Source organism: Hymenobacter metallicola, assembly GCF_004745645.1.
GTDB classification, from domain to species: Bacteria; Bacteroidota; Bacteroidia; order Cytophagales; family Hymenobacteraceae; genus Hymenobacter; species Hymenobacter metallicola.
In genome coordinates, this window is the sequence record NZ_SRMB01000004.1 from 227039 (window position 1) to 248097 (window position 21059).

17 protein-coding genes are annotated in these 21059 nt (G+C 60.4%); 7 read left to right on the top strand and 10 right to left on the bottom strand.

From position 1 onward, the window contains the following. Positions 1-411 carry a DUF779 domain-containing protein gene (locus E5K02_RS19380; RefSeq protein WP_135397008.1) on the bottom strand — a complete coding sequence of 137 codons (411 nt, stop codon included), beginning with the start codon at positions 409-411 and terminating at the stop codon, positions 1-3. Between the two features lie 151 nt (positions 412-562). Next, positions 563-2089: an aldehyde dehydrogenase family protein gene (locus tag E5K02_RS19385; RefSeq protein ID WP_135397010.1), complete on the bottom strand. Its 1527-nt coding sequence runs from the start codon at positions 2087-2089 to the stop codon at positions 563-565. A 136-nt stretch (positions 2090-2225) separates the two neighbouring features. Between E5K02_RS19385 and E5K02_RS19390 the strand changes: the two genes are divergently transcribed. Both E5K02_RS19390 and E5K02_RS19395 read left to right on the top strand, forming a co-directional pair. Further along, on the top strand, positions 2226-3146 hold the full coding sequence (locus E5K02_RS19390) for a helix-turn-helix transcriptional regulator (protein WP_135397012.1): 921 nt from the start codon (positions 2226-2228) through the stop codon (positions 3144-3146). Between the two features lie 77 nt (positions 3147-3223). Beyond that, complete coding sequence (locus E5K02_RS19395; protein ID WP_135397014.1) at positions 3224-5713, top strand: M1 family metallopeptidase; 2490 nt, start codon at positions 3224-3226, stop codon at positions 5711-5713. 151 nt (positions 5714-5864) lie between these two features. On the opposite strand, the gene E5K02_RS19400 is transcribed toward E5K02_RS19395, so the two are convergent. Together E5K02_RS19400 and E5K02_RS19405 are read right to left on the bottom strand one after the other, a co-directional pair. After that, the gene (locus E5K02_RS19400) at positions 5865-6383 is read right to left on the bottom strand and encodes a GreA/GreB family elongation factor (protein WP_135397016.1); all 519 of its coding nucleotides are present in this window, start codon (positions 6381-6383) and stop codon (positions 5865-5867) included. A gap of 62 nt (positions 6384-6445) precedes the next feature. Then, a complete protein-coding gene (locus E5K02_RS19405) occupies positions 6446-9421 on the bottom strand; it encodes a glycosyltransferase family 117 protein (protein ID WP_135397018.1) in 2976 nt (991 codons plus the stop codon). Between the two features lie 165 nt (positions 9422-9586). On the opposite strand from E5K02_RS19405, the gene E5K02_RS19410 reads away from it, so the two are divergent. After that, entirely contained in the window at positions 9587-10801 is a 1215-nt protein-coding gene (locus tag E5K02_RS19410; RefSeq protein ID WP_206025993.1) for an MFS transporter, read from the top strand. 92 nt (positions 10802-10893) lie between these two features. Here E5K02_RS19410 and rfbD read toward each other — a convergent pair whose 3' ends face one another. The 5 genes from rfbD to E5K02_RS19435 form a co-directional block, all read right to left on the bottom strand. Beyond that, positions 10894-11751 (bottom strand): dTDP-4-dehydrorhamnose reductase, encoded by an 858-nt coding sequence (gene rfbD / locus E5K02_RS19415; protein WP_135397020.1) that lies wholly within the window; start codon positions 11749-11751, stop codon positions 10894-10896. An 82-nt stretch (positions 11752-11833) separates the two neighbouring features. Further along, a complete protein-coding gene (locus E5K02_RS19420; protein WP_135397022.1) occupies positions 11834-12766 on the bottom strand; it encodes a TIGR03915 family putative DNA repair protein in 933 nt (310 codons plus the stop codon). Between the two features lie 58 nt (positions 12767-12824). After that, positions 12825-13706 (bottom strand): alpha/beta fold hydrolase, encoded by an 882-nt coding sequence (locus E5K02_RS19425; RefSeq protein ID WP_135397024.1) that lies wholly within the window; start codon positions 13704-13706, stop codon positions 12825-12827. Between the two features lie 22 nt (positions 13707-13728). Then, positions 13729-13911, bottom strand: a complete 183-nt coding sequence (locus E5K02_RS19430; RefSeq protein WP_135397026.1) for a hypothetical protein — start codon at positions 13909-13911, stop codon at positions 13729-13731. 121 nt (positions 13912-14032) lie between these two features. Then, positions 14033-15298 carry a putative DNA modification/repair radical SAM protein gene (locus E5K02_RS19435; protein ID WP_135397028.1) on the bottom strand — a complete coding sequence of 422 codons (1266 nt, stop codon included), beginning with the start codon at positions 15296-15298 and terminating at the stop codon, positions 14033-14035. Between the two features lie 270 nt (positions 15299-15568). On the opposite strand from E5K02_RS19435, the gene E5K02_RS19440 reads away from it, so the two are divergent. The 4 genes from E5K02_RS19440 to E5K02_RS19455 all read left to right on the top strand — a co-directional run bounded on the left by E5K02_RS19440 (position 15569) and on the right by E5K02_RS19455 (position 19925). Next, entirely contained in the window at positions 15569-17467 is a 1899-nt protein-coding gene (locus E5K02_RS19440; RefSeq protein WP_135397030.1) for a BamA/TamA family outer membrane protein, read from the top strand. A gap of 202 nt (positions 17468-17669) precedes the next feature. After that, entirely contained in the window at positions 17670-18506 is an 837-nt protein-coding gene (locus tag E5K02_RS19445) for a CvfB family protein (RefSeq protein ID WP_135397032.1), read from the top strand. A gap of 104 nt (positions 18507-18610) precedes the next feature. After that, the gene (locus tag E5K02_RS19450) at positions 18611-19285 is read left to right on the top strand and encodes an NAD-dependent epimerase/dehydratase family protein (protein WP_135397034.1); all 675 of its coding nucleotides are present in this window, start codon (positions 18611-18613) and stop codon (positions 19283-19285) included. A 61-nt stretch (positions 19286-19346) separates the two neighbouring features. Beyond that, positions 19347-19925 (top strand): hypothetical protein, encoded by a 579-nt coding sequence (locus E5K02_RS19455; RefSeq protein WP_135397036.1) that lies wholly within the window; start codon positions 19347-19349, stop codon positions 19923-19925. Positions 19926-20041: 116 nt separating this feature from the next. Here E5K02_RS19455 and E5K02_RS19460 read toward each other — a convergent pair whose 3' ends face one another. After that, a complete protein-coding gene (locus tag E5K02_RS19460; RefSeq protein WP_167856497.1) occupies positions 20042-21055 on the bottom strand; it encodes a DUF4249 domain-containing protein in 1014 nt (337 codons plus the stop codon). Positions 21056-21059 lie beyond the last annotated feature (4 nt).

Here is a 21059-nt window from a genome sequence, read left to right on the forward strand (position 1 = left end):
TTACGCCTCCGCTGGCCGCGTCAGGTATTCTTCGCCGTCGTATACCGGGGCCATGTTCTGCTCTTCTTCCTGGGTAAATAGCCGGGAGCGAATCAGGAACCGAACGCCCAGCGGAATTTCCAGGGAGAAGCTGGCCCCCCGGCCTTTTACCACGTCCACCGTGAGCTGGGTGTGCTTCCAGTACTCAAACTGCGAGGAGCTCATGAAAAAGTCGCAGCCGTGAATCTGGCCCAGCCACACGTCGTTGGTGCCCACGCGAAACTCGCCCTTGGCAAAGCACATGGGCGAGGAACCGTCGCAGCAGCCCCCACTTTGGTGAAACATCAGCGGGCCGTGCTCCTGGCGCAACAGGTCGATGGTGGCTTCGGCGGCGGGCGTTACCAGCACGCGGGCGGTTGGGGGCTGAGGCATGAGCTAGTAGTTTGAACTATAGAAGAACGTCATGCTGACCTTGTCGAAGCACCTCCATCCCACGCGTAATCAACGTTACTGTGGCGGCAGAGATGCTTCGCAAGGCGCAGCATGACGTTCGGTTTACGACACGATACTGACAACGACCGGCCTAAAAGAAACCCAGGGGCTTCTGGCTATAGCTGATGAGCATGTTCTTGTTCTGCCGGTAGTGGGCCAGCATCATCTTGTGGTTTTCGCGGCCGAAGCCCGAAGCCTTATAGCCGCCGAAGGGCGCACCGGCGGGGTAGTCGTGGTAGCAGTTGACCCACACGCGGCCGGCCTGAATGGCGCGGGGCACGGTGTAGAGCTCGTGCGCGTCGCGGGTCCAGACGCCAGCACCGAGGCCGTAGAGCGTGTCGTTGGCTAGTTCAATGGCTTCTTCCGTCGTCTTGAAGGTCGTCACGGACACCACCGGCCCGAAAATTTCCTCCTGGAAGATGCGCATCTTATTGTGGCCCCGAAACACGGTGGGCTGAATGTAGTAGCCCTCGGCCAGGGCGCCATCTTCCTGGTGGTAGGCGTCGCCGCCGACCAGCACCTCCGCCCCTTCAGCCTTGCCGATTTCCAGGTAGCTCAGGATTTTCTCGAACTGGTCGTTGCTGGCCTGGGCGCCCATCATCGTGTCCATATCCAGCGGGTTGCCGAGTTTAATGGCCTTGACGCGGGCAATGACGCGCGCCATAAACTCGTCGTAGATGTCTTCGTGCACCAGCATCCGCGAGGGACAGGTGCAGATTTCGCCCTGGTTCAGGGCAAACATCACGGCACCTTCAATGGCCTTGTCGAGAAAGTCGTCGTCGGCATCCATGACGGATTTGAAGAACACGTTCGGCGACTTGCCGCCCAGCTCCATGGTCACCGGAATTAGGTTTTCGGCCGCGTACTGCATAATCAGGCGGCCCGTGGTGGTTTCGCCCGTGAAGCTGGCCTTCTGAATGCGGGGCGAGGAGGCCAGGGGTTTGCCGGCTTCCAGTCCGAAGCCATTCACCACATTGACCACGCCGGGCGGCAGCAAATCCTGGAGCAGCTCCATGAGCACCATAATGCTGGCGGGGGTTTGCTCGGCGGGTTTCATCACCACGGTGCAGCCGGCGGCCAGGGCCGGGGCCAGCTTCCAGGTAGCCATCAGCAGCGGGAAGTTCCAGGGAATAATCTGGCCGACCACGCCCAGCGGCTCCTGAATGTTCATCGAGACGGTGGTGCTGTTGAGCTCGGTCACGTTGCCCTCCTCGGCCCGAATCACGCTGGCGAAGTAGCGGAAGTGGTCGATAACCAGGGGCAGGTCGGCGTAGGTAGTTTCCCGGATGGCCTTGCCGTTTTCCACCGTTTCGACGGCGGCCAGGAAGGGCAGGTTTTCCTCGATGCGGTTGGCAATCTTGTTGAGAATATTGCTGCGCTCCGTGGCCGAGGTTTTGCCCCAGGTGTTGAATGCCTCGTGGGCCGCATCCAGGGCCAGCTCAATGTCTTCTTTCGACGAGCGGGCCACTTTGCAAAACGCCTTGCCGTCGATGGGCGACGGGTTTTCGAAATACTGACCTTTCACCGGCGCCACCCATTTGCCGCCGATAAAGTTGTCGTAGTGCGATTTGAACTGGGGACGGTCGACGAGGGTGACGGGTTTTTCTAACGTTTCCATGCGGTGCGTGTTGATGAGTGATGACTTACTCACAAGGTAGCTTTAGAAATTGCCAGAAAAGATGTAGTATTCTCTCAACTAGCTCGGGTATAATCGCAAGTTTCTGTTTGTCGCTTTCAGCCCCCTTTTCGATGCCATGACCCAACGCCTGCTGCCTGCCCTGCACTCCCTCGACGACCTGACGACGCTGGTTGAACACCGCACCGTGTACTCGCTCGACGCCTTTGAGCTCAACATCTTCGAAACCCACCAAACGGCCCAGCGCGTGCCCCTGAGCATGGGCAGCCTGGTGCTAACCACTATGCTGCGGGGTAAAAAGGTGATGCACCTGGCCGGCCAGGCCGCCTTCGACTACCTGCCGGGCGAGTCGGTCATTGTGGGCGAGCAGCAGTTGATGGAAATCGACTTCCCCGAGGCCACCCTCGACAACCCCACCCAGTGCCTGGCCGTGGCTATTCCGGCCGATACGATTCGCCACACCGTGGACTTACTCAACGAGCGGTTTCCGCTGGCTGAGGAGCACGCGCCCTGGCACCTCGACGCCCACAACAACGCCCACCTGACCAACACGCCCGAACTGACCGGCACCCTGGAGCGCCTGGTACATTTGTCGCAGGAAACCCACGCGGCCAAGGACGTGCTGGCCGGCTTCACCTTGCAGGAGCTGCTGATTCGGCTGATGCAAACCAACGCCCGCCAGCTGATTTTCCAGAACTACGCTCAGCACCTGACCTCCCACCGCTTTGCCCAGGTGGTACAGTACATCAAGCGCCACTTCACCGAGCAGATTACCGTGGACAAGCTCAGTGAGCTGGCCTGCATGAGCAAAGCCACGTTTTTCCGCCTCTTCAAGCGTGAATTCGGCCTCACGCCGGTCGAGTACATTATTCAGGAGCGAATTGCGGAAGCCAAGCGTCTGCTGCGCAACCCGGTGGTAACGGTGGCCGACGTGTGCTTCCGGGCGGGCTTCAACAACACGGCCTACTTCCAGACTATTTTTAAGAAGTACGAAGGCATCACGCCGGGCTTGTACAAAAAGCAGTGTGGGTTGGCGTAAAATACCGGCTGCTTGCAGCCATTCAGGCCGGAACGGTTACTTTCACGCAGGACTATACTCCCTTTCCCCTGCATCCTGTGAAGAAAATCCTCACCCTGAGTGTCGGCTTGCTGGCTGCCTCGGCCAGCTGGGCCCAGCAAACTCCCCGCCTGACGGCCGGCACCGAACCCCAACTGCCCTACCGCGCCACCGACACGAAAATCAATGCGCTGGTCCATACCAAGCTCGACGTGGGCTTCGACTACGCTAAGCGCTACCTCAACGGCAAGGCTTGGCTGACGCTCAAGCCCTATGCCTACGCCACCGATTCCCTGCGCCTCGATGCCAAGGGCATGGATATCAAAACCGTGGTTTTGGTCGATGGCACCAAGCAGACGCCCCTCAAATACGACTACGCCGACAAGGCCAACCTGCGTATCAATCTGGGCCGGATGATGCCGGTGGGCGCACCCTACACGGTCTATATCGAGTACACGGCCAAGCCTGATGAGCTGGGGGCTAAGGGCAGCGCGGCCATCACCGACGCCAAGGGCCTGTACTTTATCAACCCCGACAGCGCCGTGCTGGGCAAGCCCGTGCAGATCTGGACTCAGGGCGAGACGGAAGCTTCCTCGGTGTGGTTTCCGACCATCGACCGGCCCAACCAGAAGACCACCTCGGAAATCAGCCTGACCGTGCCCAGCAAGTACGTCACGCTCAGCAATGGCAAGCTGGTGAGCCAGACCCCGGCCGGGGCCGGCCTGCGCACCGACACCTGGAAGATGGAATTGCCCCACGCCCCTTACCTGTTCATGCTGGCCGTCGGCGACTTCAAAATCTACGAGGACAAGTGGCGCGACAAGCCCGTGACGTACTACCTGGAGCCCAAGTACTCGCCCTTCGCCAAGCAGATTTTCGGCGACACCCCCGAAATGCTGGAGTTTTTCTCCAAACGCCTCGGCGTGGATTACCCCTGGAACAAGTACGCCCAGATTGTGACCCGCGACTACGTGAGCGGGGCCATGGAAAACACCACGGCCACCCTGCACGGCGAGTTTCTGCAGATGAATGCCCGGGAGCTACTCGACCGGGAGTACGCCAACAACCAGTCCGTTATTGCCCACGAGCTGTTTCACCAGTGGTTCGGCGACTACGTGACGGCCGAAAGCTGGAGCAACCTGACCGTGAACGAGTCGATGGCCGACATGAGCGAGGCCCTGTGGGCCGAGCACAAGTACGGCAAAGATGCCGCCGACGCTCACCGTCTGCAGTACATTCGCAACTACCTCAACAACCCCAATAATTACAGCAAAGACCTCGTGCGCTTCCATTATGGCGACAAAGAGGAGATGTTTGACGCCGTGACCTACCAGAAAGGCGGCGCCATTCAGGACATGCTGCGCACCTACCTCGGCGACGACGTGTACTTTGCCGGCCTCAACCAGTACCTGAAGCAGAATGCCCTCGGCAACGGGGAAGCCCACCAGATGCGCCTGGCCATGGAAGCCGCCTCCGGCCGCGACCTGAACTGGTTTTACAACCAGTGGTACTACAACGCCGGCCACCCCGAGGTCAGCATCGACTACAGCTGGGACGCGGCCAAGAAAATGCAGAGCGTAACCATCAAGCAGACCCAGGAAGGCCCCGCGTTCCAGCTGCCCCTGGCTATTGACCTGTACGTGAACGGCAAGCCTGAGCGCCACATGGTTATGGTGCGCCAAGCCACGGAAACCTTCCAACTGCCGGCCAGCGCCAAGCCCGAACTGGTGAACGTGGATGCTACCAAGCTGACGGTGTGGCTGAAAAAGGACAATAAGCCCCTGTCGGAATACGTGTACCAGTACAACCGCGCCCCGCTCTTCGCCGACCGGCGCGAGGCTGTTATGGCCGCCAAAGACAAGCAGGACGATGCTGCCGCCCGCGCGCTGCTGGTGAAGGCCATGGGCGACAAGTTTTACAACCTGCGCTCCGTAGCCATTGAAGCCCTGGACCTGGAAAAAGCTCCGGTAGCCAAAGCCGCGGCGCCTGCCCTGCGCAAGATTGCCGCCAATGACCCGCAGAACTCGGTGCGCGCCGATGCCCTCATGGCCCTGGCCAAGCTCAAGGACAAGAAAGACGAAAAGCTCTTCGCCCAGCAGCTTAAAAACGAGTCGTACCAGGTGAGCGGGGCGGCCCTAAGCGGCCTGGCAGCCGTAGCCCCGGCCAAGGCGCTGGCCCAAGCCAAGGCCCTGGAGAATACCGACAATCAGAGCATGCTGGCGGCCGTCATTGGCGTGTACGCGGCCCAGGGCGGCGATGCGCAGTGGGCTTTCGTGCGCGACAAGTTCGACGCGGCTCCGATGCAGGGCCGCTTCGGGCTGCTCGAAGGCTTGTCGAGCATGCTGGTGCGCCTGGATGACCCGACCAACTTCGCCCAGGGCGTAGACCGGATCAAGGCCATTGCCATTCAGTTTAAGCCCCAGGGAGCTGCCGAGCCCCTCTCGGGCTTGCTGCAAAGCGTGAAAGCCCGCAAAACCACGGGCCCCAACGTGCAACAGGCCCAGCAAACCATCGACAAAGCCATAGAGGAAATTCAGCAGGCTAACTAGCTGACGTTACTTCGGTTTAATCAAAAAAGGCCTTCACCGCGTGGTGAAGGCCTTTTTTGATTATGTGCCCGGGAACTTAGGTTATCGTCTGGAGGTGCAATCGGAGAAACTAGCGGGCCGACGTTGCTGAGGCCGAATGACGTGAAAGCGGCTAGTCGTAGCTAATAGCGGTTACTTCTACTACTTCCTCTTTCGGGCCCAGCTTTAGGGGCACGGTTTTGCCTAGTTTGGCCCCGATAACGGCCCGTGCTATGGGAGCCACGAACGCCACTTTACCGGCCGCTACCGAGGCCTCATCCACACCCACAATGGTGAACTTCCGCTCGAAGCCCACCTTGCCCCCGCTGTGGGTGCGTAGCGTGACGGTGGCGCCAAAACGCACTTCTTTGGCAGGCTGCGTTTTGGGGTCGACTACTTTGGCGCTGGCAATACGGCTGGTCAGGTCGCTGATACGGCCGTTGTAGAGCGAGAGGTGGCGGGTACGGTCCGCGTCGTTGTCGCGGTTGGCTTCTACCTGCGCCCGTTCGGCTTCCAGCGTGGTTAGCTCCTCGCGCAGCAACTCCAACCCGTGGGGCGTCACGTAGTTGGTCGTATTGGGCGGTAAGGCAGCCCGGGGCGGAATAATGGTCGGCGCCTGAACGTCGTCCTCTTTGGTAAATGCGCGGCTCATACCCATTCTAAACGAGGCTGCTACACCAGGGGTTGTTGTAATGTAACAGCACCGCCCCCGCCTCAGGACCGGGGATAGTACTGCTCAAACAAACCGGCAATGCGGGCGGCCCGGGCCTGGTCGTTGGTATCGGCGGCGGCTTGGTAGAGGTGCTGCAGCGTGAGAATATTCACCCCGATTTCCCGCTCGAACAAGGCTGGCTCGTGGGTGCTGTAGTAGGCCAACGACTGCTGAGCCCGGTCGGTGAGCAGGTCGAACATCCTGTTTGCCTGCTTCACCTCGCCCACTTTCACCAGCGGAGCAATCAGGTCGGCCGTGTTGTAGTCGAAGGGGATGGTGTCGTCGGGCATCACGCGCAGGCACCGGTCGATGACTTGCTTGGCCTTGGCCGTTTCGCCGGCTTGGAGGTAGGCCTGCGAGAGGCGCGCAAACTGCTCCCGGTACTGGCTCATGGTGCGCCGGATGGTTTCGTCGTAGTACACGCCGGGCTGGTTGAGGTTGCGGTAGGAAAACTTGCGCATGAGCGAGTCAAACAGGATTTCCTTGGACACCGCCCCCACTTCCCGGGGCTGGGCCACGGGGTTTTGGGCCGGCAGAATCCGGTAGGCCAAGCCTTCAAGCTGCATGTAGTTGTCGAGGCCGGCGTAGTCCTGCTGCGGAATGCTGGTCGACATGTACACCGGCCGCTGCCAGTTGTTGCTGGCCAGCAGATCCAGAATAACCAGGGTGTTTTTTTCCAGGGCCTCCTTGCTGGCCTGCCAGTTCATGCGGGCCACCAGCTGCCCGGCCCGCTCCTTTGGAATAATGCCCAGGCGCCGCACCGCCGCCGTGTCCACGTCGAGGTAGAAGTTGGTGGTCGGGTACGACAGCAGCATCTTGCCCGACTGGGTCTGCACTTGCAGCAAGGGGCTGTTCTGGCGCACCAGCTGCATAAACTCCTTTACGTTCAGGGCCGAAACCGCCGGGTTTTCTACGTAAGGCAGGTAGTCGTTGGTGCCCTGCGAATAGTCCTTGTGCTCCAACGACAAGGGCCAGGGCCGGGAGGCATTGGCCGGCTGCTTCATCTGGTCCACGTACCAATCGGTGTTGAGGTAGCTTAGCACAGCCACGCGCACATCGGGGCGGAAGTTTTCCACGTTCTGGGCGTACCACAGGGGAAACGTGTCGTTGTCGGCGTAGGTAATCAGAATGGCATTGGGCGCCACGCTGCTGAGCATGTTTTTGGCCCAGTCCAGGGCGGCGTAGCGGCCGGCGCGGCTGTGGTCGTCCCACCCCTGAGTTGCCATCAGCCCGGGCACCACCAGGGCCAGCAGCGTGACGGCCGCCAACCGCAGATTTTCCTGGCGCAGCACGAAGCGCAGCAGCTCATGCAAGGCCAGTACGCCCAGCCCAATCCAGATGGCAAAGGCGTAGAACGAGCCGGCAAAGGTGTAGTCCCGCTCCCGCGGCTCGGTGGGCGGCTGGTTCAGGTAGAGCACAATAGCCAGGCCCGTCAGCACAAACAGCAAGCCTACGACCAGGGCATTGCGCCCGTCGCGCTTCACCTGGAAAAACAAGCCCAGCAGGCCCAAGGCCAGAGGCAGGGCGTAGAAATTATTGCGGGCTTTATTGGCCGCTAACTCTGCGGGCAGGCCGTTTTTAGTAGCCGTAGGCCACAGCACTCCGGCGTGCTGCACGTCACTTTCGCGCCCAACGAAGTTCCACAGGAAGTAGCGCCAGTACATGTGCCCGATTTGGTAGTTGAACAGAAACGCCAGGTTTTGGCCCATGGTCGGCTTCTGGTCGGGCTGCGCGCCGGCCCAGTGGCCGTAGGCGCGCACGTGCTCGGGCGCGGGGCTGTAGAGGCGGGGCAGCAGCATCTGGTCGGCGTCGGCGTAGGTGGTTTCCAGGCGGCGCTCAGCCACAACGTAAGTATCGTGGCCGCTGGCATCCTGGCTCCGCTCGTAGCGCGGAGCGCCCTGCTGCTGGTCGATGGGCTGGGCATTGAACTGCGGCCCGTAGAGCAGGGGCCGGGTGCCGTACTGCTCTCGTTTCAGGTAGCTCACGAAGGACAATACATCCTCGGGGTTATTCTCGTCCAGGGCCGGGTTGAAGCCCGAGCGAATAGGAACAATCAGGTAGGATGAGTAGCCAATCAGAATGAACACCAGCCCCAGCAGGGCCGTGTGCAGCACCCGGCGCTGGGTACGCACCGCGTAGCGAAAACCCGCCCCGATAAGGCCAGCCAGGAACAGTAAGAAAATCACCACGCCGCTGTTGAACGGCAAGCCCACCGCATTCACGAAAAACACCTCAAAGGAGCCGGCCAACGAGGGCAGGCCGGGAATAATGCCCAGCAGAATAGCCAGTACCAGCGCCCCGCTTCCCACCAGCGTGAGCAAGCCGCCCCGCGTGGTGGGCTGGGCCGTCTTGCGGAAGTAATACAGGAAGCCCAAGGCCGGCAAGGCCAGCAGGTTCAGCAAGTGGACGCCGATGCTCAGGCCAATCACGTAGGAAATCAGAATCAGCCACTTGTCGGAGTCGGCCTCGTCGGCCCGGTTTTCCCACTTCAGCATCAGCCACACCACTACGGCCGTGCACAGGGCCGACAAGGCATACACCTCGGCTTCCACGGCATTGAACCAGAACGAATCGGAGAAGGTGAAGGCCAGCGCCCCAATCAGGCCGGCACTCAGAATCAGGGCCGTCTGATGGCTGCTTGGCTCCGTGGCTTTACCTACTACCAGCTTGTTGGCCAGCATCGTGATGGTCCAGAACAGGAACAGTACCGTTAGGGCACTGCTCAGCGCCGACACACCGTTGACCAGGGCGGCCGTCTGACTAGGGTGCAGGGCCAGCAGGGAAGCCAGGCGCCCCAGCAGCAGAAACGTAGGCGCCCCGGGCGGATGAGGAACCAGCAGCTTGTTGGCACTGGCAATGAACTCGCCACAGTCCCAGAAGCTAACGGTGGGCTCCAGCGTGAAAAGGTAGGTGGCCAGGGCCAACACAAAAACCAGGGCGCCGGCCACATTATTGGCCTTTTTGTAACTCTTAAACATACCAGTGGGTTAAGCAATACGCGTAGCAGCCAGCCGGGCCCCGACGATAGCGCCGGGGCCCGGCTGGCTGACAGATGAAGCGCAGCGCGGAAGCGTTGCCTGAACCCCACATTTATTCCGGCAAGCCCGCGGCTGGTCACCCAACCATGCCCGGGCGTTTTTCGCATGATTTCCTCTTCCCCAACTTCCCCGCCTCCCGCTTCCACGCACGCTGCCCCGCCCCTCACGCCCGGCCTGGTGTGGCTGATGGCCGTGACCTGCGGCCTGGTGGTAGCCAACATTTACTACAACCAGCCCCTGCTGGCCGACATTGGCCGCACGTTTCACCTCTCCGACAGTCGGGCCAGCCTCGTAGCTACGCTCACGCAGGTGGGCTACACGCTAGGGCTGTTTTTTGTGGTACCCCTGGGCGACAAGCTGGAGCGCAAGCGCCTGATTCTGCTCTTGCTCCTGTTTTCGGCCGGGGCCATGGCTGCCGCCGCGCTGGCGCCCTCGTTTGCCCTGCTCGTGGGAGCCAGTTTGCTCATTGGCATTTTCTCAGCCGTGCCCCAGCTGCTGGTGCCCATGGCCGCGCACTTGGCCTCCGACGCTGAGCGGGGCCGGGTGGTGGGCAAAATTATGAGCGGCCTGCTCATCGGCATTCTGCTCTCCCGTACCCTGAGCGGCTACATCGGGGCCCACGGCGGCTGGCGGCTGGTGTTTGGCATCGGTAGCGGGGCCATGCTGGTGCTAGCCCTGATTCTGGCCCTACGCCTGCCCAAAGACCAACCCGATTTTGCCGGCACCTACGGCAGCCTGATGAAGTCCCTGGCGACGCTGACCCGCACCCTGCCGGCGTTGCGCAAGTCGGCCCTGACGGGGGCGTTTCTGTTTGCCTCCTTCAGCGTATTCTGGACTACACTGGTCTTTTTTCTGGAAGGCAGCCCCTATTTCTACAAGAGCGACGTGGCCGGTTTTTTTGGCCTGATTGGCGCTCTGGGAGCTTTGGCCGCGCCCCTGGCCGGCAAGTCGGCGGACACGCGCGGGCCGGCCTACGCCATCAACATCGGCATTCTAATGTCGCTCGGCGCCTACCTCGTGCTGGCTTTTGGGGGCTATTACTTGGTGGGCCTCGTGGTGGGCGTTATCGTGCTCGACATCGGCGTGCAGGTGACGCATATTTCGAATCAGTCGCGCATTTTCTCCCTGGTACCCGAAGCCCGCAGCCGCCTCAATACCATCTACATGACGGCCTATTTTATCGGCGGCTCGGTGGGCTCATTGGCCGGCGGCAGCGCCTGGATGCATTACCACTGGCCGGGCGTTTGCGCCGTGGGGCTATTTTTTGTCTTGGCGGCTTATCTGGTCAACCGCTTCTACGGCAACTCCGCCCAAGCCTAGCCAAGGCCGTTTGCCACCCCTCTACAACAGAGCCGCCAGCCCGGATACCCGGGCTGGCGGCTCTGTTGTAGGATCAAGCTTCTACTGCTAAGTTATGCTGGCAAACGGCTGATGCACACTTTCAGGCTTTCCCGCCAGTGCGGAATAGCCACGCCGAGCTGGGCTTTGGCCTTGGTCTTATCCATTACCGAGTACGCCGGCCGTGTGGCCTTAGTCGGGTACTCCGCCGTACGAATAGCAGTAGTTTTCACCTTTGTCTGGCTCAGTTCAAAGATGGCCGCTGCAAAGTCGTACCACGACGTGACGCCTTCGTTGCTGTAGTGATAAATGCCGTACTGCTGGCTTTGGGTTTCGATGATGGTCAGGATGCAGCCGGCCAGGTCGATGGCGTACGTAGGCGTGCCGAGCTGGTCCCAGATGACGCGCAGCTCGTCCCGGTCGCGGCCCAGTTTGAGCATGGTCTTTACGAAGTTGTTGGCATATTCAGAATACAGCCAGCTAGTGCGCAGAATAAAGTATTGCTGGGTGTATTCTGAAATTACCTGCTCACCTTCCAGCTTGGTAAGGCCATAGACGCTGATAGGCGCCGTTTCGTCGGTTTCTACCAACGGCTGGTTGCCGGTGCCGGCAAACACGAAGTCGGTCGAGATATGCAGGAGCGTGGTGCCGTACTCGGCGCATAGTCGGCTGAGGTTTTCCACCCCGTCCCGGTTGACTTTGCGGGCAATTTCCACCTCGTCCTCCGCCTTATCGACGGCCGTATACGCGGCGCAGTTGATGACGTAACTTGGCTTATACTCCGCAAACAAGGCCTGTAGCCCGTCCGGGTTGAGGATATTGGCTTGCTCCTCGGGCAAAAACACCAGCCCGGGGGTGTTTCGCTCCCTGGCTACGTGTGCCAAGCACTGTCCCAATTGCCCGGAAGCGCCAAAAACCAGTATGCTACCCATGTGCTATGCCACGTAAGTTGATCAGAAAATAAGCCGAGCTGCTGCCCTGCGCGAGCCGGCAGGGTGGCAAAGTAAAATGGTTTTACCCGAGCCGCAAGTTATCAGCCTGCGGTGGGCGCTTGTTTTTGATGGGCTCGAAGCGGGTTTCCCGGGGCTGTTTTTCGCTTAAGTACTTCCAGTAGCGCAGCGGAATGTGGCGCCGGTGCAGCTTAATATTCTTCCGCTCCGGAATATTGACGTGGTCGAAATAGGTTTGCCAGAGCACTTTAAACAGCGGCTCCCGCTCATCCAGCACCGTGGCCGACACGCTGGTGCTACGGCGCGGCGCGGCGGTATCGGGCTCGAACTGCACAATGTCGGTGCGGTGCAAATCGTAGTAGAGGCCGTAGTGGCGCCGCCGGTCATAAATCAGCCAGCGCTGGTCGGCGTAGCGCTTGGTGAAGTGGGGCGCAATGAGGGGCAGCACGTCAAAGTCGGGCTCGATGGTGGCGTGAAACAGTTCGTCCGCCGTTTTCTCGAAGCGGACAAAGGCTTCCATACGGTGCTTTTCGCGGCCCATCTGCTGGGCCAGGTGCGCCACGCGCCGCACGTTGTCGTCGGCATAGTTGTCGGCAATATCCTGGGCCGAGCGCATGGCCAGGTCGGCGTAGCGAAAAATAACCAGCTCCCGGTCGGGCTGCTCACTCAGAAACGCGTGAAACAGTCGGGTACGGGCTTCCGCAGTCATATGCCGTAGCAGGCCTTCCCACACCCGGGTAGCCGTGGCCTCGTGGGTTTCGACCAGTAGGGGCTGCACAAACAGACCACCCTGCACCGCGCCTTCTGGCTGTATGCTGTTGGGGGCCGCCTTCCGGTCGTAAATGGTAAAAAGCACCGTCAGTAGCCCCTCAAACGAGCCATCGTAGGCATAGTCCAGCGACGGGGCCGTCAGGGCCGGGGCCGGGGGCCGGGCAGTCACGGTAGCCGGTTTGCCCGGCGAGGTCGACTGGTTCAGGGGCGTTAAGGAGCGACTCATAGCGGGTAGATTTGAAAACAACGCCTGCGCTGTACTCTGCCGAGGTCAGCTTGGCTACTCAGACCTCGAAAAAGCGCAGCAACAACGTATTTACGGCTTCGGCTTCCTCGTGCTGCACCCAGTGGCTGGCCGGCAGGTAGGTTAATTGCGCCTGGTCGCAGAGCATCAGGCTACGCTCGGCCATTTCCCGTTTCAGAAACGCATCTTTCACGCCCCAGATAATGTGCATCGGTACCGTAACCCGGCCACTGGACTTGGTTTGTTTCGGCATTCGGACGGCGGCCCGGTACCAGTTGATCATGCTGCGCATGGCCCGGGGCTGCTGCCAGGCGCTTACGTACTCAGCTAAGTCGGCGGTGCTAAAGGTGCCGCGCCGACTCGTGCCCACCAGGGCCTGCCGGGCAAACAGCCAGTTGCGGCGCCGTACCAGCCACTCGGGCAGCCAGGGCAGCTGAAAAAAGAAGATGTACCAGCTTTTGCGCAGCTGCTCCAGACTGCGACTCAGCGTGCGAACCATGACGCTAGGATGGGGCACGTTCAGTACCGCGGCTTTGGTTACCCGCGCCGGATAGTGCGTAGCCAGGTGCCAGGTCACGGCCGCGCCCCAGTCGTGGCCCACGATAAAGGCCTGCCGCTGCCCGGCCGCGTCGAGCAAGCCCAGCACGTCGCGGGCCAGCGTATCGACACGGTAGGCGGCTACGCGCCGGGGCTTGTCGCTCAGGTTGTAGCCCCGCTGGTCGGGGGCCCACACGCGGTAGCCAGCGGCGGCCAGGGCGTCAATCTGCCGGTGCCAACCGTACCAGAATTCGGGGAAACCGTGCAAGAGCACCACCAGGGGCCCTTGCGCCGGTCCGCACTGCACCACGTGCAGCCGAATGCCGTTTGTCTCAACGTAGTGGTGTTCCAGATGATAGTGCACCCTGCGCTTTACCGCTAGCATTGCCCTGGGGTTATAGCGGAGCTCAGGCCGCCTCGGGCCGGTCGGCCGTTTGGGTGGCGCGGGCACGGGTTTTCTCGTGCAGCTGGCGCACAATGGGCAGCAGGTCACTGAGCTTGCAGCAGCAAGCCAGGCGGGCTACTTTTTCGGGTTTAGGTTCGGCGAGGGGAGCGGCCGACGCGTCGGCGGCGCGATGGGTAATAGTCATCATCTTAGAAGTTATTCAAGTAAGCTGGGGCTAGAAGAGGGGTAGTCGTAAGTGGCAACTGCAGATTCGGTGGGGTGCGTTTCTCCGGCTTCTCCTCTCTCCTAGCACCTTGCCGGGCTCGTCAGCTGGCCTGAGCAAACAAATCGAGCTGCTGCGTGACCAAGGCCGAGCGAACCGAACCCGAGCCAAACAGAATCTGGCGGCGGATGCTTTGCTCGTCGTAGTCGCGGGTTTCCAGGGCCTGGCCCTTGCAGGTGATAAAGTATTTGGCCCGCTTGAGCACCACGCCAAACTTGTGCAGGTGGTCGAGGCTGAGTGGCGAGAAGCGGCGGGCGGCCACAATACGCTTGGCCGAGCGCGCCCCCACGCCGGGAATACGCAAAATCATTTCGTAGTCGGCCGTATTAATGTCGACCGGGAACACGTGGCGGTTGCGCAGGGCCCAGGCCAGTTTGGGGTCAATTTCCAGGTCCAGGAAGGGGTGTTCGGGGTCCAGGATTTCGTCGGCCTCGAAACCGTAGAAGCGCATGAGCCAATCGGTCTGGTAGAGGCGGTGCTCCCGAATCACGGGCGGCTGCGTGACCTGGGGCAGGCGGGCGTCGTCGGTTACCGGGATGTAGCCCGAGTAGTACACGCGCTTCAGGCCGTAGCCTTTGTAGAGCGAGTCGGTGAGCTTAATGATCTGATGGTCATTCTCGGCCGAGGCGCCCACGATAAGCTGGGTACTCTGGCCGGCCGTGGCGAAGCTCGGCACTTTCTTGAACAAGGCTTTTTCTTCCTTATTCTGGGTAATACCGTCCCGGATCTGGCCCATCGGGGTCAGGATTTCCTGGTAATTCTTCTCGGGGGCCAGCGTCGTCAGGCTTAGCTCCGAGGGCAACTCGATGTTCACGCTGAGGCGGTCGGCGTAGAGGCCGGCTTCGGCAATGAGCTCGGGCGAGGCCCCGGGAATGGTCTTGACGTGGATGTAGCCGTTGAACTTATGCTCGGTACGCAGCTTTTTGATGATGCGCACCAGCCGCTCCATGGTGTAGTCGGAATCCTTGAAAATGCCGGAACTCAGAAACAGGCCCTCGATGTAGTTGCGGCGGTAGAAGTTCATGGTCAGGTCCACGACTTCATCCACGGTAAAGGCAGCGCGCTTCACGTCGTTGGAGCGGCGCGATACGCAGTAGGCACAGTCGAAAATGCAGTAGTTGGTCAGCAGGATCTTGAGCAGCGACACGCAGCGGCCGTCTTCGGTAAACGAATGGCAGATGCCCATGCCCTCGGCATTGCCCAGCCCCTTGTTCTCATTTTTACGCTTACCGCCGCTACTGGAGCACGATACGTCGTACTTCGCGGCATCTGCCAAAATACTTAGCTTTTCCTGAATCCGCTCGTTCATTAATGGCTGTTTTAGGGCTTAAAAATAGCAGGTTGATTCTTTACTCGCAATACTATATCAAGCTAATTTTTTTAGGAAATGGTTCCGCTTGCCATCTACTGATTCTGATTTATCTCCCTATTCGGCAGGTAGCGGGGTTGGCTGAGCATTTACTTTTTTCACTTCCGGCTTTGCGTAGTTGCGGGCCCCACTTACTCCTTCGTAACTTGCCGAGTAGGACGCTCCCGGCCGCAGGCGCAGGCTGGCCCGAGTAGTTGAGTAGTTGCTGTCATGAATCCTCTTTTCTGGTCTGTTCGGGTACTGCTCGGCCGCCTTCCCGGGCTGCTGGCCCTGCTGTTGCTGGCCGCTTCAGCCCAGGCGCAGCAGCCCACGCCGCCCGTGGTGACGGACTCGATGCGTACCCAGCCCGAAACCCGGCGCGACTCCCTGCGCCGCCGCTTCGATCAGGAGCGGGTGCTGACGGGCTTGAAAGCCTATACCCGCCGCAAAACCATTGCCGGCAAGGTGGCCTCGGCCATTTTCAACTTCACCGAGCGCCAGGAAGACCGGGTGGGCATTGACGTGGAGCTGCTCGACCGGCAGTTTGACCAGCACAGCTACAAAATCGTGCGGCGCATCGACATCCGCGCCCTGGATGCGTTCGGCTACAGCGTTTCGGACCCCACGCGCCAGCCCCGCAACATTCTGGAGCGCACCGGCAACAGTTTGCACGTAACCACTTCCCGGGCCCGGATCCGGCAGCTGCTGTTGTTTCGGGTGGGCGAAGAGCTGGCCCCGCAGGCCCTGGCCGAGTCGGAACGCCTACTGCGCCAGACCGAGGAGCTGCTCGACGCCCGGGTATTCGTGGACGAGGAAACCACGACCCAGGACAGCGTCGACATCCGCATCATCACCAAGGATATCTTCAGCATCGGCGCCTCATACCAGCTGCGCGACGTGGGCGCGGGCGTGGTCGAGGCCGATGACATCAATTTCCTGGGCCAGGGCCACCAGGTGCGTAACCGCTTCGAGTACGGGCGCACCGAACCCCAGTCGTGGAGCTACGACGGCAGCTACCTGGTGCCGTTTCGCCACTTTCTCAACGGGCAGGTTAGCTACCGCAACTCCTACAACTACCAGGAACAGTCTATTAGCTTTTCCCGCAATTTCTACTCCCTCAACACGCGCTACGCTGGCGCGGCCGCCCTGCGGATGGTGCAGCAGCTGGTGCCGGCCGGCCAGGAGCCCGAAACGTTCCAGGCCTCTAACTTCAGTATTAAAGATGTGTGGCTAGGCCGCTCCTTACGGCTACGCAGCTACGATTTGGGCTACGAAAACCCGGCCCGTATCATTCTCTCGGGCCGAATCTACAATACGTCCTACACGGCCCGCCCCAATCCCGACTATCAGAATTCGTCCTTGGTGCTAGGTACGGTGGGCTATAGCGTGCGGCGGTATTATAAGGATAAGTACCTCTTTGGCTTCGGTCGTACCGAAGACATTCCGACCGGCTCCCTGCTGAGCTTCACGGCCGGCTACGACTTTAATGACCAGTCGAACCGCAACTACTACGCCCTGCGTGGCTCTACCGGGGCCTTTAGCCAGCGCAACGGCTACCTTTACCTCAGCGCCGAGTTTGGCAGCTTTATCCGGCAGCGCGACAAAGACTGGCAGCAGGGCCTGCTCAGCACCGAGCTACTGTACTTCACCCGGCTCTACCACACCGGCAACTGGCAGTGGCGGCATTTCTTCTGGAACCGCTCGGCTTTGGGCTTCAACCGCCTCCGCACCGACCAACTCCTGCTCATCGACGGCAACCGCGGCCTGCGGGGCTTTGAGTCGGATATCCGGGGCAACAGCCGCTTTGTGCTGAACTACGAAACCACCGTCTTTACGCCCGTTTCGTTTTTGGGCTTCCGCATGGCGGGCGTGGCTTTTGTGGATGCGGCCTGGCTGGCCACCAAGCCCGGGCAGGAGCTGCCGTTCCGCGAAACTCCGTTTACGGGCTTTGGCTTGGGCATCCGGATGCGCAACGAATACATTGCCGTGCGCACCGTGCAGCTGCTGCTGGGCTATTATCCTCGGGGCCAAACCACTACCAACGGCTTCCGTATTTTCGAAAGCTCCCGCCCCTACTACGACTTCAACGACTTCAATTTCGCCCAACCCAATACCGTACGCTACGAGTAGCGGCGGGATGGTGAATTTGGGAAATGGGCATTTTTCGTTTGGATGAGTCCGTAGGCCTGCGCCGGCTGTTTTTTGCGGCTATGCGCAGGTGATTTTCGTTTAAGGGGCAGTACGAAACAGGATACTCTACCTTTGTCCGGTGATTTTTCGTGCTTGTACGAACTCACCTTGTCACAATTTCACCATCTCACCCTTTCACCGCATGCTTGCGCTAGGCGATTTTAACGAACTGGAAGTGGCCCGCGCGGTCGATTTTGGTCTGTATCTGACTTCCGACGACGGCGACCTGCTGATACCGGGCAAATACGTGCCCGAAGGCACCCAGATAGGCGACTGGCTCCGGGTGTTCGTGTACCGCGACTCGGAAGACCGCCTGATTGCCACCACCCTCGAGCCCTACGTGCGGGTCAACCAGTTTGCGGCTCTCACCGTGCGCGACGTATCCAGCGTGGGAGCCTTCCTGGACTGGGGCCTGGAGAAAGACCTGTTTTTGCCCTACAGCAACCAGTGGCGCAACCTGCGCCCCGGCCAGCGCGTGACGGTGTACGTGTACCTGGATGAAACCACGGACCGCATTGTGGCGACGGCCAAGTGGGACCGGTTTCTGAGCGAGGAGCCCTTCCCAGGGCAAGCGGGTGATGCCGTGCAGCTATTCGTGGCTTCCGAAACCGACCTGGGCTACTCCGTTATCGTCAACGGGACGCACCAGGGCCTGCTGTACTACAACGAGGTGTTCAAGCCGCTGCGCCTGGGCGACACGCCCACGGGCTACGTGCGCCAGATTCGGCCCGATGGCAAGCTCGATATCAGCCTGCAGAAGCTGGGCTACGATGAGGCCCTCGACGCAGCCGACACGCTGCTCGAAGCCCTGCGCAGCGGGGGCGGCACCCTGCCCCTGTCGGATAAAAGTGAGCCCGACGATATTTATCGACGCCTGGGAATGAGCAAGAAAGTGTTCAAAAAGGCCTTGGGCGCGCTTTATAAGCGGGGCCTCGTACAACTGTTGCCCGAGCAGACGCGTCTGGTAGAGGGAAAGTAGCCGGCTGAGTTCAGCGGCCCCAGGCTCGTTCCCGGGCGGTATTCCTGCGTATGGGTAGCCGGACTCTACTTCTCTGACCTCCGGCTATCTGCTTACTCTGCGCTATGAAACTTCAGAAAACGGCCCTCATTACCGGGGCCAGTGGCCTTGTTGGCAGCCAACTGCTGCCCCTGCTACTGGCCTCCGACCGCTATGCCAAAGTCATTGCCGTGGGGCGGCGGCCCGTGCCAATCGTGCACCCCAAACTAGAGCAGCGCGTGCTGAATATGGACCAGCTGGAGCAACACCGCATGTCGCTCATTGCCGACGACGTATTCTGCTGCCTGGGCACTACCATGCGGCAGGCGGGCTCGAAGGAGGCTTTCTACAAAGTGGATTACTTGTACGTGGTCAAGCTGGCGGCCCTGACGGCGGGCAACTTCGCGGCCCAGTTTATGGTCGTGTCGGCTATGGGGGCCGATGCCCACTCGCGCCTTTATTACAACCGGGTAAAAGGGGAAATGGAAGCAGCCATCCGGCAGACGCCATTCCGGGCCATTCACATCTTCCGGCCCTCTCTGCTGCTGGGTGAGCGAACCGAAAAACGCGCCGGGGAGCAGTTTGGGGCCGTTTTGCTGCGTGTGCTGAACCCAGTACTGGTCGGGCCGCTGCGCAAATACCGGGCGGTATCGGCCGGAGCCGTGGCCGGGGCCATGCTACGGGCCGCCGAAGATGACGGAGGCGGGATTTTAGTGCACTTATCGGATGAAATTGCCAACGGCCGGGTTCCGAACCGCTAAGTCCAGGCGGGAGTGTATACTTTTGTGCTTGTACTTTCCCATTTTACTTGCTCCAGGACTTATGAAGCGTTTTTCTCTCACTTTACTTGTTGGGCTTTTCCTCTTTAGTACCACGTTGGTTTCGGCCCAGTCAAAAAAGAAATCCGGTGGCGGGGGCTCGGGCTACAGCACGGGCATTGGTTTGCGCGGTGGCGGCTGGTCGTCGGGCCTCACCATCAAGCATTTCATGAGCGGCAAAAACAACGTGGCCTTCGAAGCACTGGTCACGACCGAGTACAAGGCCCGCGGGGGCCGGCTCACGCTGCTGGGCGAAAAGCACAAGGCCATTCCGGATGTGAAAGGCCTGCAGTTCTACTACGGGGCGGGCTTCCACCTGGGCGCCTACCAGGGCCGGTATTACTTTACCGATGCGCGCTACTACCGCTACCACAAGAAGAAGGACGTGTACGTGCTGTATGACTACCGCTACGACGACGCAACCTACGTAGCCTTTGGCGCCGATCTTATTCTGGGCATCGAGTACAAGATGGAAGATCTGCCCTTCGTCGTGGGCGTCGACTACAAGCCCTTCTTCGAGGTATTCCACGGCTACACCGGCTTCTACAACGACGCCGCCGTGAGCCTGCGCTACACGTTCTAACGAACTGCTTTTACAGCCTACAAACAAGGCCCCGCTACTGCCGTAGCGGGGCCTTGTTGTTTTCGCTCCGCTTGGCGCACCCGGATGTAGCAGGGAGCCGCGGCATGTTAAGCCTGTTACAGCTTGATGCGGTACACGGCATCCATCATACCGCCAAACAGGCCGTAGCCCCCTTTGATATTGGACGCCAGGGGCGCAGGCTCGGCAAAGGGGTTGTTTTCGGTATCGTTGTAGCGCTGCCGCGACAGGTAGAAGTTGTAGGTGTCGGCCGTCAGGCTCGTCACGAAGACCTCCATGTAAGTGGCCCGGTTGCAGTTGGTGGGCTGCGGGCAATACCCGGCGTAGTAGCGCACACCCGTATTCAGCGAAAAACGCTTGCCGTTCACGTTGGTATCAGCATACGGGTAGAGGCCGTAGCCGTAGCCCTGCAGCCCCCCGATATTGGAAAGCTGGAATTGCCCCACCTCAACCCCAAACTCGTTGTCTTCCTCGTCTACCTGCACCTGAGACCAGGTCGTGGCCTGCTGGTTCTGCTCGTTCACCACCCGGGCAAAGGCCAGATAGTAGTTGTTGGCCCCCGGGTCGTCGGCAATGCTCACGTTGAGCTTGCCCCGCACCTCGTACTCGTTGGATTGCGCCGCGTTCTTAGTGAAAGTGGCACTTTCAATCACGGCGGGCTTGGGCATAGTCAGGGTGCTTTCCACAGTTTCGAACCCCGGCAGCGAGGCCCGCAGCGTGTAGGTGCGGCCCGGCTCCCCTTTCAGCTGCTTGGTTTGCTCGTAGTATCCCACGTCGCCGGGCGAGCGGGGCGGCAGGGCCCGAAACTGCTCCACGACCGTGCCGGCTTCGTCCAGAATGACGACCGTGGCGTCGCTACGGCCGCTGAGCTCACTCAGGTCGAATACGCGCTGGCTGTTGCTCACAAACAGTTTCCGGGTTCTGGCCAGCTCATCATTATCGTTCTGGGCAGTATAGGCGTAGTTGCTCAGCGAAAACTGCAGGGCCACGCGCGGGGTGTGGGGCGGCTCGGGCAGGTCAATTACGGTTTCGCAGGCCCCCAACCCCAGGCTCAGCAAGAGCGTCAGGGCCGGTTTTTTCATCGTCGTCGGGCGAAAAGCAAGGAAAGACATGGCC